This is a genomic window from Borreliella burgdorferi B31 (assembly GCF_000008685.2).
In the GTDB taxonomy this organism is placed as follows: domain Bacteria; phylum Spirochaetota; class Spirochaetia; order Borreliales; family Borreliaceae; genus Borreliella; species Borreliella burgdorferi.
The window spans coordinates 13,252-27,323 of record NC_001854.1; the positions used below are offsets into that span (position 1 = coordinate 13,252).

Below are 14,072 nucleotides of genomic sequence, written 5' to 3' on the forward strand. Positions count from 1 at the left end.
TAAGGGCAAAAATATGAATAAAAAAAACATTAATTTAAAAATTAATAAAAGAATTTCAGAAAATAATTTAAATTATATTCTTGATCAAAGCAATGAGAATCAAAGAAAAGAAGAATTTGAGCGATTAATTACACAATTAAAAAATAATATTAAATCAGAAATATACAATATTATTGATACCATGAAGATCCTTAAGAAAATAAATGACAAGAGGCTCTATTTAGAAGGAGGATATAAATCTTTTAAAGATTTTTTATCAGATTTTAAATTAGCAAAGACACAGTCTTATGAATATATAAAATTAGCCGCTGCAATTGAGGCGGGAATATTAGAAGAAAATTTTATTACCAATAATGGAATAAGGGCCTCTATAAGATATATTAAAAATCAAGCAAATGGTACAATAAAAAAATCAAAACAAAATCCAATAAAACCATTAAGATTTCAACTCAAGAACCAGGAAAGTTATGACTTTTATAAAAGCAATTCTAGGTTTGTAAGTTTTATGATGGATGAGATTTTTAAAAATCAAAAAGATTTTCTTAATAAACTTTTAAAAAGATATAAGGAATCAAAGGGACAATAAGAAAATTTTATAAGCAATTTAATCTTTAATATTATTGAAATATAAAATATAAAGTTAGAAATTGTAAATAATTGATTTAACAAATAAGGAAATATATACAAAAAAGCAACTGAAAATTTAAAAGATCATTTGCTAAGCAGAGGAATTTTATTTGGTTAAAGTATTTGAAAAAAAATTAAATATTATCAAAGAAAAAGGTAAATTGATCTCAATTGACAATAAATTGTCAGTAATAAGCAACGAAGAATGTTTTTAATTTTGATTATAATAAATTTTGCAAAGAAGCACGCTTAATAAGCACGGTGTAATAAGTTGGGCAATATCTTGATTAGCAACAATGTGTTTTGATAATCAATGGTAAGACGAACACTTAAAAATATTTTAGAAGGAACAGGGCATTTAAAGTAAATTTATATATATTTAAGAGTAAGGATTTGAATAATTTATGATTTAGAGCTGTAGAATTTATTAAAATACAAGAGCAACTATTAAAAAAATGGGCAAATTAGAAACTTTAGCAGGGGTAGTGATTTATAAGGACGGGGTGTTAATGACGATATTATATAGGCTCAAGGGCCAGCAAGGACTACTATTGATTATATAAACACTGTTGTTTAAGATTTTAAAAAAAAGAGGCTATTTTAAAATAACAAATATTTTATAGAATTTATATTCAAGCATAAATTTAGGAATTAAAATCAATGAGTTTACTATGAATCTTGAATTTGTTTTGTTAAATTCAAAACCACCACACCCCTATTTTTTAGCTATCTAATTAAGGGATCCATATGTGTCCCCTTTATTTTTAAATAAAAGATATATATTTAAAGACAGTTAGGCCTCTTTTAGGCATATTTTTGTTTAATAAAAAATATTAAATTAGGGTTTATAATTTTTATAGATGAAAATAAAATAGAAGAATCTAATTTAACTAAACAATTTTTGTTTAGTTAAAATGATATAGGGCTTTGCAAAGTAGATATAATTAAAGAAAATCTAAAATCGCTAAATAAAACTATTTAAACTAAGCCCCATAATGAAAAAGTTTTAGTAAAAATATTAAAGAATATTTTTACTAAAATAAAAATTAAACCAGCATTAATAATACTTACATTAGATGATTAGCTACTTTTTTTAATTAATAAATTTTGCATTTAAAGTTCTATTCCACTTATAAATATTGACTATATCAATAATTTTTCAAGCATTGGTACATTTTATATTCTAAATATTTCGTTTTGTCGCTAATTTGTTGACATAGGAATTATAAAAAGGCCATCATCTTTTAAATTAAAAAGTAAAATAATACTAATAAATAAAGACCATCAAGCCCCGTCTTTTTTTTACTAATAATACAATTGCATTGATTATGGTTGTTATTGATATTATTTTTTACTTTGACAATGAATATGAAAAAATTCTTTATTCTAAATAAAGAAATTGGTATTGGTAATTGCAATTTATTATTTTATTTATATTTTTTAAAAAATATAAATAAAATATAATAAAGATTTATGGTAGAAAGCAAACATCAAAAATATTATTTTTATTCATTATTTTTGTCAGAACTTGCAAGGACTTTGCCACATGCTGTATTAACTATTATTTTAATAAATAAAGGGTTATCACTAAAAGATATTGCTATGGTACAAATTTGTTATATGGTAGCAATTATTATTTTTGAATTTCCATCAGGTGTAATATCAGATATTTTTGATAGAAAAATTGTTTACTTGGTGTCAATTTTTCTATTAATGACTTCTTATTTTATTGTTTTTAAAACCTCTTCATTCGTGTTTATTTGTGTTTCATGGTTTATATATGGGATGTCAGCTGCTATTAGCACTGGCACGATTGACATTAGCTTTACTAAAATATATCAAAATAACTCAAAAAAGCTAAAAGCTTTTATATCATTTGTAAAAATAATCCTAAGTATTGGTGCTATTTTAGGTGGATACATTGGAAGTGTATTATATTTGTATATTGATATAAAAATTTATCTAATTTCATTATTAATATATTTGGTAGCGTCTTTAATTACAATTTTTTTTATACCAAATGATAAAAATCTAGATTATAATCATGGTAAAGAAGATTTAAGTTTATATCTTATAAAGTTTAAAAGAATTGTAATAACATTATTGAAATCTAAAGAACTTTTAGAATTATTTATTTTGATTGGCTCTATTCAATTTTTTTATCAACCTTTTTATTTATACTGGCAAGCAATTTTTATTGACAAAACCATATCTGTTAGTATATTTGGAATTATCTATGTGCTATTTCGTTTATCAGATATTATAGGAGCATGGGCATTTAGAAAAATTAAACATTTAAAATATGATATTTATATTATTTTAACCATAATATCTTTATTGTCAGTTCTAATAAAAATAGTTTCACATATTTACATATTTATTGCTGTAATCACATTTTTAGTAATTTTAATTGCTATTTATTCTAATAATTTAGAATATTTTTTAAGAAAAAATATAGATTCAAAAGTTTTAGGGACTATAACTTCTATTAATAGCATAATATCTCGTATATTTTCATTTTTAACATTAGCTATATGTTCGGTTTTAACTAATTTTATAAGTGCTATAAATACATTTGTTTTATTAATATTGATTTTTTGTACATTATCTATTATTGTGGTGTATAAATTTAGAAATAATAGAAGAAGCTAGAAAATAGAATACTATTAACATATTTTTTAAATAAAAGATATTAGAAGGCTTTATAACTTATCTATTTTGGGTTAAATCTTTTTTAAAGATCGAATTATAGTTTGCTTAATATTAAACAGTATATCTTTTATCATTTATCTCTATGAATGATAAAAGATTCTTTATTTAAAGAGGGCAAAAGAATATATAGCGTGTCTAAAAAGTATAAAATTAAAAGATAAAATTAAAATCAATTTAAATAGCAAAAATCAAATGTTCACACATTTTTAGACTATTAAATTTATAATACACTTAAAACTAAAGTTTAATAAAAAATAACAAATGATTTTTCATCCAAATTTCACAGGGATTATAAGTGTAGATAAATTTGTTAAATAGATTTATTTTGATTCTGAATATGCTTTTTATGATATCTGTAAAAACTTTTTCAGTAGAAATAATACAAGAATTTCTAAGCCAAAATTAATATCAATAGTGATCCCTACTTAAATAGATAAAATATTTTTCCACAAAAGCTTAAATATACATTTTTAAATTGTTAATAAATTTTAAAAGCGAAACATTAAAGTTTATATTTTGACACTATAAACTCTTCCAGATTTTCTGCTTTTGTAGCTTGTTCTTCAGATTCATTGTAAAGGTCATTTAAATAAGATTTAAGCTTATTAATATCTGTTTTTAGATTTTTATAATCTCTTACAAGTTGCATTACCCCGCTTGCGACTTTTTCTTTTGCAGACAATATTGCTTCAAATGAATTTTTAAGCGTTTCTAAATCCGACAGATCTGGTTTGTCCAGATTGTCTTTTTGGGATATAAGCTATCGGTTGTTATATCAAGAGCTGTCCCAATAGAGCTAAAGAAATTAAACATATCTACTACTGGCACCAGTTTATTTTCATTTGTAACAATATTTGAGAATTCCTTTAATTCATGAAGACTCAGCGTGCTTAAAATAGTATAAGTATGTCTTCTAAATCTTATAGATCTTTCGGTGTTGGCAGATACATCTTCAGTCCCCGGCCCCCAATTCGATCCTTTGAAAGCCTGTACCCCGTATTGATCTTCGGGTTCTTCTTTCATTCTTTTTTTATACTTTTCTTTATGCTTATTAGCTGTTTCTATTGAATTTTTTAAATCATTAAGTAGTTTATTTTTTAGTTGTTGTTTTTTCTTTAGTTCTTTTTCTGTTTTAGGCTTTAATTCTTTTTGCTTAGAGTCTTCAGTTTTGGGCTTTGATTTTTCGGTAGGCGGGTATTTAATGCCTTTTTGATCAGTATTAAAATCTGTACTGCAAGCTAAAAATAGAAAAACAAATATAGTTGCAATTATATGGCATTTCATTAATACTCTCCTTTATATCATTCCATATTTATTTATACTTATTATAATTAAACATTTAATTTGATTAAATATTAGCTATTTAGTTAATAAAATTAAATTTTTTATTACAATTTAAACTTTTTTAAAATTTATTTTATATATCCTTGATTAATTTTTATAAATTAATATACTAATTTAGTAATACTGGTTCAACAATTTGGACATACTTGCTTATTTTAATAAAACAAGGCCCACTGTTCTTTAGATTCTTAAGACATTTTTCATTTTTTCTAAAAGCCCCCCAGTTTATTTAAATTTTCGATTTTAATTTTGACAGTTTTCAGAATGCTTTCGGGCCGATCAACATCATTTATTTAAATTTATCTCTTAATGTCGATTTAACCTTTCTGAAATTAATAGTAAAGTTTTCTATTATAAGTAAATCTCTTATTATGTTTGTTTTAATATTAAAATAATTGTTTTTGCAATTTTTACTTCTTAAAGGTTCAATTGTTTGCTATTTATTGATTAATTTCAATTATAATTTATTTTTCTGTTTGTGTAATTAAATTTCTGCACGTTTAATTAAAGCAATATTAATGGTAAATAATAAACTTTTATTAGACTTTTATATTTAAAGGTTTAATTTACTTAAACCCCCATATTAATTCGGCAGTGATAATATGGTTTTTTTCAGATTTCTAACCTCTTTATTTTTTTCATTAAACTGATCGTATATCGTATCGAAATAGGTTCCTGATTTAGAATCATCTGGTTTTATAGAATTTTCATTGTTTTGATGATCTAATAAGACCCTTTTTATGATTGTTGAAAAAAAATTCCTTATAGAGAACAGCTGTTCAAGGGAATTTTTGATCTTTTCCAAATCTAAAGAGCTTGCTTTATTTAAGGTCTCATTTTTTGAGTCTAGGTGATTAATTACCTGCTCTATGTTTAGCTCTAGAATTGCTATGCTATTTAATACTTTTCCGGGTGATTTTAGTGTTGGTTTATGAAATATTGTTACAAATTTATTAAATTCATCATCTGTTAAAAAACTATTTATAAAATCGAAAGCTCTTTTATCTATCTCGAAAACTTTCTTATTGTTTGTATCATCTACGGGGTTTTGATCTACTGGTTTAGCTTGTAGCAATTTTCGTTTTTCGATGATTTCTTTGGTTGTTGCTATTAAATTTTTTATTTCATTAATATATTCGTTTTTTGTTTTATCAACATGTTTTTTTATTTTCGCTTCAGCTTCATGGTTAGCGGTGCAGCTATTTAAAAGTAAAAAAACACACATGCATAAAATTATGTTGTTTTTCATAAAAATATTCTCCTCAATTAGTATAGATTAATTGTATTATTATATTAGAGAACATACAACACAATAAGATTGACAGAATAATAAGATATTTTTATTAGATTAAATAAGTAATTTTTGACAATAAAAGTGCATTGTTATAGTCTTTTTAATATTTTCTAAGTTTTAATATTTTTTTAAAGTCTTTTAAAAACCCTATCTAAAAACAAGATCCCATTTTTATTGCTAGGATTAAATTTATATTATTTTGATTTATTTATACTAATAAACGTTAACACTGTTTATCTTCTTTTTATGATGAGCTTCTCAAGAAAATCTTCAAATTTATAAAGTCTTTGTTTATATTTTATATAAAATTTCCATTAATTAAATTTTATTATTTATATCACTACAGTAGTTTTTTGTAACTAATTTTTATAGCTTTGATATTTTATTTAGTATCTTTTTTTAAACGATAGTTGGAATCCGCTTATTCCAATATCAAAATTGGGTTCAAAACCCGCAATATCAATGCCGAGTCTTTTTTTAAGATTTGCATTGTGTTTATTTGCAAATGTAAATGGAATAATAAGTGAGGCTATGTGGGATGCTATAATCGTGCCTACTCCTATCGTTGTTATTATATGCCCAGTTGTTGCTCTTGTTTCATCATCTGTATGGCCAAGAATATTTCCAGCTATGCAAAGTATTCCTCCTAATAACTGAGATCCAAGCACTGCGCCACCACCAATATAATCTCCTTGGACAAAGGATCCTATTCCTAAAGTTAAAAATAAATTCAAAAGGAATGGTGCTAGTATAGTTGCTTTTTCGCTTTTATATTTCATAATGGTTTCAATACTTCCAACACTTTTTTCAAGCTTATCTTGTGTTGCAAAGATTTGTATTGTTAAGCTAAAAATTAATATCAATGTTAAAATTTTTTTCATATTGATATTACCTCCCAATAAATTTTAATAATTAAATATTAATGCAATTTATCAAAAACCCCCAAAGAATACTTAAACTATAATTTCTATGAAATTTGGGTTAAGATGAGTTTGTTAATAAATAGGTTTATTTTGATTTTAAATATACTTTTTGATGATATCAATAGAGATCCTCTATTAGAGATAAGGCAATAACTTCTATACCAAAGATAAAGTTTTCATTAATACCTCTCCAAATAAATAAAATATTTTTTATAAGTCTTGAAGATACTGTTTTTAGATTATTTATAAATTCGCAAGATTTTAATATTGGGCTGTACATATATTGAGTATGAGATATTAAAAATATAACTCTAAAATTAAGCGACACTATTGTGGATTTGTAGCGGTTGTATCACTTTGTATGATAGAGATATAAATGCAACTCTAAATCCTAAGGCGTATTCTTATAAAGAAATAAAAACTAAGGCAAGAATTGTCTGAAATAAAGCCTGTGTGATTATTCTCTGATGGGCGACCGTTCTTGTAGAGCTGAAAAGCTAGCGCGGAATAAATAAAGAAGCTATTTATAATCTTTTTTTTAGAAATAGTATTTAACAACTTTAGACCTATCTTTTAGGAAAAGATAGGTCTTTATATTATGACAATTTCAATATATAAATTAAAGGTCCTCTATTGAGCATATGGTATTTTTTAGCTTTAGTGCTTCTTCGGGTTTTTTTGTCATTTGATTGAAAAGTGTGTCTGCATAAGACTTAAGTTCATTTTTATCTGTTTGTATACGATTTGTATTATTTTGATAGTCTAATAAGAGCTTGTGCATCATTTCTGAGGCGATTTTTTTTATCTCTAAAAAATTTTCCAAAGAATCTTTAAGCTTTTTTAAAACTGAAGTCTCTAATTTTTCCAAATTGTCTTTTTTGGGATACAAACAATTAACTATCTTTTCAAAATTACCCCCAAGTGAGTTAAGGGTATTAAATATGCCCTGTGTTTGTCCTGATGCCATTACAATTTCTGAAAAATTCTTTAAGGAAGCGTCATTAATAGTATTTAAGATGCTATAAGCTCGTTTTCTATAGGCTTTAGATCTTTCGGTATTTGCGGACAATTGTTCATTTGTTCCATCTAGCCAGAACAAATCTTTGAAAGCCAGTATTCCGTATTGGCTTGAGGATTCTTCTTTTAACTTTTGTGTATATTTATCATTATCTTTTTTAGCTGTTTCTATTAAATTTCTTAAATCATTAAGCAGCGTGTTTTCTGTTTTTTTATTAATGCCTTCTTCTTTTGCTTCTTTTTCTTCTTTGTAGTTTGCTTCTTGATTTGGGACTTCTTCTTGATTTAAGCTTGTTTCTGTTTTAGGTTTTAATTCTATTTTATTAGATGCAACTGGATAACAAGCATTTAAAAATAGAAAAACAAATATATGCACAATTATATAGTGTTTCATAAATACTCTCCTTGAATATGATTTAATCTTTCTTTATTATAACTATATTGTTAAAATAATTAAATAACCAGTATTTTATTAATAAGATTAATAAAATACTGGTTATATCAAAACTAAAAGAATTGGTAAAAATAATTAATGAAATACATCTTGCAACTGAGCATTTCTTTCTTTTTTTTAAATCGCTTGACATTTTATATTTTTTGTTATTGGCCTCTGCTAATAGTATTTTTCTTTTGTCTATCCCTAGTCCTTATTTATGTACGATCTTTATATAATCACATTAATTTAATCAATTTTTCTGCTGTTTTTGTAGAATTTATAGAAGCTTTTCTTATAAATTTTTTATAATCATCATAATTATTTTCATTAATAACGTTAAGCTTAAAATAATATTAAAATTATTTGATATTGAAAATTTAATTTCTATTGCATGTTTTTAGCGTGGATTTAGATTGTACGAATAAAAAAAGAGAAGAATTAACTTCTCTTTTAAAAAATATTAAGTGTAACTTATTAATTTTTGTTTAAATTAATCAGCTTGATCTAGTAGATAAAGAGGATGGGAGTATTTTTTTTCCATGTGGTTTGCTAGCGCTTCAACATCTGTTTTAATGTTATCAGAATTTTTATTGTAAGCCTCAATAGTTGCGTTTAAAGCTTTTACAAAGTTTTGTTTTATCTTTAAATCGCGTTCTGCGTGTTGTAGTAATTCTTCAGCTTTTTCTTTGCTTAGAGTTTGTAATGTATCTTGTATTTTTTTTAAAATCAAATCTTCTTGTTGAAGTTGAATATCCCTTGATGTTTCTAAAAATTGACCAGCTATTCTTCGGTTATTATCTTCTGTATCAAGTTTTTCAAGAATTTCTTTTAATGTCAATATTTTTTCTTTTTCGTAATTTAGGGATGAGTAAATTATTTTTTTTAATGTCATTTTTGTATTATGCATAAAATAATCATAGTTGTGAAGTTTAAAATTCTCTAGAAAATCATATTGAGCATCACTACTAATTTTTTCTATTTGTGTATCTTTTTCCTTTTTTTGAGCTTCCAGGTCCTTACCAATTTTTTCTAATTTTGAGATTGCAGTTTCTTCTTGAGGATTTTGATTTGAAGATTTTGAATTTTGAGATTCATTTTCAAGATTTTGGTTATTTTCTGCTGAATTTTCTGAATTGGTGTGACTGTTTGTTTTTTTTAGATTTCTAGAATGGTTGCTTCGCTTTGTTTTTTTTAGGTTTTTAGAGGTGATAGGATTTTTTAGCTTGTTTGGATTAACATTGCCAAAAGGTGCACATGATATGCAAATTAAAGTTAATATTGCTGTAATAACGTTAAGCTTAATAGTATTTAATTTAAAGTTTTTCAAAATATTCTCCTTATAAATTTGAATTAATATTTATTAATTTTAGTTCAAATTTATAATATTACAATTTGATATTATTATCAAATTGTAATATTAAACTTATTTGATATTGAAAATTTAATTTCTATTGCATGTTTTTAGCGTGGATTTAGATTGTACGAATAAAAAAAGAGAAGAATTAACTTCTCTTTTAAAAAATATTAAGTGTAACTTATTAATTTTTGTTTAAATTAATCAGCTTGATCTAGTAGATAAAGAGGATGGGAGTATTTTTTTTCCATGTGGTTTGCTAGCGCTTTATTATCTATTTTAATGTTATCAGAATTTTTATTGTAAGCCTCAATAGTTGCGTTTAAAGCTTTTACAAAGTTTTGTTTTATCTTTAAATCGCGTTCTGCGTGTTGTAGTAATTCTTCAGCTTTTTCTTTGCTTAGAGTTTGTAATGTATCTTGTATTTTTTTTAAAATCAAATCTTCTTGTTGAAGTTGAATATCCCTTGATGTTTCTAAAAATTGACCAGCTATTCTTCGGTTATTATCTTCTGTATCAAGTTTTTCAAGAATTTCTTTTAATGTCAATATTTTTTCTTTTTCGTAATTTAGGGATGAGTAAATTATTTTTTTTAATGTCATTTTTGTATTATGCATAAAATAATCATAGTTGTGAAGTTTAAAATTCTCTAGAAAATCATATTGAGCATCACTACTAATTTTTTCTATTTGTGTATCTTTTTCCTTTTTTTGAGCTTCCAGGTCCTTACCAATTTTTTCTAATTTTGAGATTGCAGTTTCTTCTTGAGGATTTTGATTTGAAGATTTTGAATTTTGAGATTCATTTTCAAGATTTTGGTTATTTTCTGCTGAATTTTCTGAATTGGTGTGACTGTTTGTTTTTTTTAGATTTCTAGAATGGTTGCTTCGCTTTGGTTTTTTTAGGTTTTTAGAGGTGATAGGATTTTTTAGCTTGTTTGGATTAACATTGCCAAAAGGTGCACATGATATGCAAATTAAAGTTAATATTGCTGTAATAACGTTAAGCTTAATAGTATTTAATTTAAAGTTTTTCAAAATATTCTCCTTATAAATTTGAATTAATATTTATTAATTTTAGTTCAAATTTATAATATTACAATTTGATAATAATATCAAATTGTAATATTAAACTTATTTGATATTGAAAATTTAATTTCTATTGCATGTTTTTAGCGTGGATTTAGATTGTACAAATAAAAAAAGAGAAGAATTAACTTCTCTTTTTAAAATATAAAGTGCAGCATATTATTTTTTTATTTAGATTAATCAGCTTGGTTTAGTAGATAAAGAGGATGGGAATATTTATCCTTTATGTGTTTTGCTAGCGCTTTATTATCTATTTTAATGTTATCAACATTTTTATTGTAAGCGTCAATGGTTGCGTTTAAACTTTTAGCAAAGTTTTGTTTTTTCTTTAAATCAAGTTTTACACCTTGTAGCAACTTTTCGGCTTCTTTTTCACTTAGAGTTTGTAATGTATCTTGTATTTTTTTTAAATACGTGTCTTCTAGATGAAGTTGAATATCCCTTGATGTTTCTAAAAATTGACCAGCTATTCTTCGGTTATTATCTTCTGTATCAAGTTTTTCAAGAATTTCTTTTAATACCAATATTTTTTTTGTATCGTAATTTAGGGATGGGTAAATTATTCTTTTTAATTTCATTTTAGCATGAAACATAAAAACATCATCTTGTTTAAGTTTAAAAGTCTCTAGAAAATCATATTTAGCATTATCAATTTTAGACATTTTAGTTATTCCTGTATCTTCTTTCTTTTTTTGAGCTTCCAGGTCTTTACCAATGTTTTTTAATTTTGAGATTGTGGTTTCTTCTTGAGAATTTTGATTTGAAGATTTTGAATTTTGAGATTCATTTTCAAGATTTTGGTTATTTTCTGATGGATTTTTTGTTGAATTTCCTGTTAAATTTTCTGAATTGGTGTGATTGCTTGTGTTTTTTAGATTTCTAGAATTGTTGCTTCGTTTTGTTTTTTTTAGACTTTTAGAAGTGGTAGGATTTTTTGGTTCGTTTGGGTTAACATTGCCAAAAGGTGCACATGATATGCAAATTGAAGTTAATATTGCTGTAATAACGTTAAGTTTAATAATATTTAATTTAAAGTTTTTCAAAATATTCTCCTTATAAATTTGAATTAATATTTATTAATTTTAGTTCAAATATATAATATTACAATTTAATATCAATATCAAATAAGTTTAATATTATTTGATATTGAAAATTTAATTTCTATTGATGTTTTTAGCGTGGATTTAGATTGCATGAATTTTAAAAATAAAAGTTAATTCTTCTCTTTTTAAAATATGAAGTGTAACAATTTGTTTGGATTTAATGGGTTTAATCTAAGGATCAAGATGAGGAATTTAGAAATTATAACGAACTAAAAGAACAATTAAAATTAAATTTGAAATCTGATATTAATAATAAAATTCAAGAAATGAAAATTCTACACGAAATTAAGCAAAAATAACTTTATAAATATGACTGTTTTAAAAGTTTTAAGCAGTTTATAAAGTCTTATGTAATTGCCAGAAGTCAAGTGTATATGTATTTGAAAATTTATGAGAAAGTTTTAGAAGGGTTTATTTCTATTGAAAAAGTTAAGGAAATGGGGTTTGTAGCTGCATATAAAAATATACTAAAGAACAACTCGTCATATGTATATAAAGAAAACATGATTGAAGAAAATATAGCAGAAGATGGTGATAGTCAAAATATGTCTATTAAAATTTTAATTAAAGATAAAGAAGTTTATGATTTTTGCAAAAAAGATACTAAAAGAATATCTTTTATTTTAGGGGGGTTCATTAAAGCATTATTGAATTAAGTTGGAGAATTTTTCTTTTTGTATTTTTATTAGCAATATATTTTCCCATAGAGGCTTTTTGTGTCTACTAGAATAGGTAATAAGATTTTGTCTATTATTTTTATAATAATCTTTCTTATCACTTAACATTTTGTTATACAAAAATCTTATACATCCAAATACTTTTGAAAAATATTTTTTTTGATTGGTGTTGGGATATATTCTGCACTTATAAGCTTTATTAGCATTCATTATTTTTTATAATTATAATATCATATTTTAACTTGCGTTACAAATTCATCTCCACCTAAATTTCATAGAAATTATAGGTGGAGTATTCTTTGTTATTTTTAGATAAAAATCTTTCGCATCTATATTATGTACAGATAATAATAAAGCTAAAATTAATATTTTAGTATTTAATAATTCTTGAGAAAAGGTAAAATTGGTATATGTTTACTTGTTATAGAAAAATCTATCTTGGTAGGACTTTAAATGTTTAATAAAATAGTGCTTAGATAAACTTGTATATTTACAACAGATTATTTTTGTAGTAAGGTAGGTAAGGAGCATATATGAGGATTTTGGTTGGCGTTTGTATAATAGCATTGGCTTTATTGGGTTGTTATTTGCCTGATAATCAGGAACAAGCTGTTCAAACTTTTTTTGAGAATTCGGAAAGTAGTGATATGGGTTCCGATGAGATTGTTACTGAAGGCATATTTTCTAGTTTAAAATTATATGCGTCTGAACATCGTTTATTGGTTGAGATAAAAAAGACTTTAATTAGTTTAAAAGATCCTAATTATCGTGGTGTAGTACTCCCAGTGAGTGACTATAATGAGGAGTATTTTAATAAATTCTTTCTAGATTTAGGGTCTGAGCAATCTAAAGACCTGATTAAGTTGTTTATTATGGTAAAAAATGAGCAGAACAATAATAAATTTATGCGTATAGTTCGTTGGCTGTATTCATGTATAGAGGAGTTATATTCTCCAGATATTAAGTATTCTGGCGAAGAGGGGAGCCCTGAGTATTATCGTAATATGCCTAGACCCACTGCTTATCAACAATATTTAAAAGTGAAGAGGTATGATTATAATAGACCAGTTCCTATTTTACCTACATAAAATCTGTGAACTCCTAAATAACCAAAAAGTAAGCATAGTAAAAATACTATAAGTTTATTGTAGTTTTCGGTTTGTTTATTTCTGACCCCGCAAGAAATACAAATCTCAGCATCTTTTTTAAATCTTGCCACAAGAATAGCAATATACTCCGTCAACAGTTTTTGACATAGTTTTACACTCCTTTTTAAAATAAAACATCCTCAATTAAAAGTATTTAAATACTCAGGTAAACTAAACTACTTTTACTTATTTTTTATAAAAATCGATATTTGTTAATATAATTATTTGTATTATATTTTAGTATAAAAAATTTCAAGTGCAACAATTGTAGTTGAACAGCTTTAGTTTTTTATTAAAATGTGCATCCTTTTTGAAATATTGGGTTATTGTACTTAATGTTTTATTTGTC

General features: G+C 24.6%; 11 protein-coding genes and 3 pseudogenes. 4 read left to right on the top strand and 10 right to left on the bottom strand.

The features are described 5' to 3' along the window. Window positions 1-13 precede the first annotated feature (13 nt). Both BB_RS05055 and BB_RS05060 read left to right on the top strand, forming a co-directional pair. Entirely contained in the window at window positions 14-586 is a 573-nt protein-coding gene (locus BB_RS05055; RefSeq protein WP_010256998.1) for a chromosome replication/partitioning protein, read from the top strand. A 1,514-nt stretch (window positions 587-2,100) separates the two neighbouring features. Continuing rightward, a complete protein-coding gene (locus BB_RS05060; protein ID WP_010890322.1) occupies window positions 2,101-3,279 on the top strand; it encodes an MFS transporter in 1,179 nt (392 codons plus the stop codon). Between the two features lie 562 nt (window positions 3,280-3,841). Here BB_RS05060 and BB_RS08045 read toward each other — a convergent pair. The 8 genes from BB_RS08045 to BB_RS05095 all read right to left on the bottom strand — a co-directional run bounded on the left by BB_RS08045 (window position 3,842) and on the right by BB_RS05095 (window position 11,838). Next, entirely contained in the window at window positions 3,842-4,096 is a 255-nt protein-coding gene (locus tag BB_RS08045) for a CRASP family complement regulator-acquiring lipoprotein (RefSeq protein WP_416171580.1), read from the bottom strand. Then, the gene (locus BB_RS05065) at window positions 4,051-4,623 is read right to left on the bottom strand and encodes a hypothetical protein (protein WP_416171579.1); all 573 of its coding nucleotides are present in this window, start codon (window positions 4,621-4,623) and stop codon (window positions 4,051-4,053) included. The genes BB_RS08045 and BB_RS05065 overlap by 46 nt, the downstream gene beginning before the upstream one ends. 643 nt (window positions 4,624-5,266) lie before the next feature. Further along, complete coding sequence (locus tag BB_RS05070; protein ID WP_010890330.1) at window positions 5,267-5,932, bottom strand: virulence associated lipoprotein; 666 nt, start codon at window positions 5,930-5,932, stop codon at window positions 5,267-5,269. Window positions 5,933-6,363: 431 nt separating this feature from the next. Further along, on the bottom strand, window positions 6,364-6,858 hold the full coding sequence (locus BB_RS05075) for a P13 family porin (RefSeq protein WP_012665269.1): 495 nt from the start codon (window positions 6,856-6,858) through the stop codon (window positions 6,364-6,366). Between the two features lie 661 nt (window positions 6,859-7,519). Beyond that, complete coding sequence (locus BB_RS05080) at window positions 7,520-8,311, bottom strand: lipoprotein P35 (RefSeq protein WP_010890331.1); 792 nt, start codon at window positions 8,309-8,311, stop codon at window positions 7,520-7,522. Between the two features lie 532 nt (window positions 8,312-8,843). Further along, the gene (locus BB_RS05085) at window positions 8,844-9,680 is read right to left on the bottom strand and encodes a complement regulator-acquiring protein (protein ID WP_010890324.1); all 837 of its coding nucleotides are present in this window, start codon (window positions 9,678-9,680) and stop codon (window positions 8,844-8,846) included. A 227-nt stretch (window positions 9,681-9,907) separates the two neighbouring features. Further along, the gene (locus tag BB_RS05090) at window positions 9,908-10,744 is read right to left on the bottom strand and encodes a complement regulator-acquiring protein (protein WP_010890326.1); all 837 of its coding nucleotides are present in this window, start codon (window positions 10,742-10,744) and stop codon (window positions 9,908-9,910) included. A gap of 227 nt (window positions 10,745-10,971) precedes the next feature. Continuing rightward, the gene (locus BB_RS05095) at window positions 10,972-11,838 is read right to left on the bottom strand and encodes a complement regulator-acquiring protein (RefSeq protein WP_010890327.1); all 867 of its coding nucleotides are present in this window, start codon (window positions 11,836-11,838) and stop codon (window positions 10,972-10,974) included. Between the two features lie 236 nt (window positions 11,839-12,074). Here BB_RS05095 and BB_RS05100 point away from each other — a divergent pair. Further along, a pseudogene (locus tag BB_RS05100) lies at window positions 12,075-12,554 on the top strand (chromosome replication/partitioning protein); the annotation flags it as partial. A gap of 57 nt (window positions 12,555-12,611) precedes the next feature. Here BB_RS05100 and BB_RS08000 read toward each other — a convergent pair. After that, window positions 12,612-12,785 (bottom strand): annotated as a pseudogene (locus tag BB_RS08000) (helix-turn-helix domain-containing protein); the annotation flags it as partial. A gap of 323 nt (window positions 12,786-13,108) precedes the next feature. On the opposite strand from BB_RS08000, the gene BB_RS05110 reads away from it, so the two are divergent. Continuing rightward, window positions 13,109-13,663, top strand: coding sequence for a P52 family lipoprotein (locus BB_RS05110; RefSeq protein ID WP_010890323.1), 555 nt, complete (start codon window positions 13,109-13,111; stop codon window positions 13,661-13,663). Here the strand turns inward: BB_RS05110 and BB_RS05115 are convergent. Beyond that, a pseudogene (locus BB_RS05115) lies at window positions 13,633-13,831 on the bottom strand (TM2 domain-containing protein); the annotation flags it as partial. The gene BB_RS05110 and the pseudogene BB_RS05115 sit on opposite strands and share 31 nt — an antisense overlap. Between the last annotated feature and the right edge of the window lie 241 nt (window positions 13,832-14,072).

What these genes read in the sequence shown, in the direction of transcription:
- BB_RS05110 (WP_010890323.1), top strand. Translation starts at nt 13,109, where the DNA reads ATGAGGATTTTGGTTGGCGTTTGTATAATAGCATTGGCTTTATTGGGT.
- BB_RS05065 (WP_416171579.1), bottom strand. Translation starts at nt 4,623, where the DNA reads ATGAAATGCCATATAATTGCAACTATATTTGTTTTTCTATTTTTAGCT.
- BB_RS05060 (WP_010890322.1), top strand. Translation starts at nt 2,101, where the DNA reads ATGGTAGAAAGCAAACATCAAAAATATTATTTTTATTCATTATTTTTG.
- BB_RS05075 (WP_012665269.1), bottom strand. Translation starts at nt 6,858, where the DNA reads ATGAAAAAAATTTTAACATTGATATTAATTTTTAGCTTAACAATACAA.
- BB_RS05080 (WP_010890331.1), bottom strand. Translation starts at nt 8,311, where the DNA reads ATGAAACACTATATAATTGTGCATATATTTGTTTTTCTATTTTTAAAT.
- BB_RS05055 (WP_010256998.1), top strand. Translation starts at nt 14, where the DNA reads ATGAATAAAAAAAACATTAATTTAAAAATTAATAAAAGAATTTCAGAA.
- BB_RS05070 (WP_010890330.1), bottom strand. Translation starts at nt 5,932, where the DNA reads ATGAAAAACAACATAATTTTATGCATGTGTGTTTTTTTACTTTTAAAT.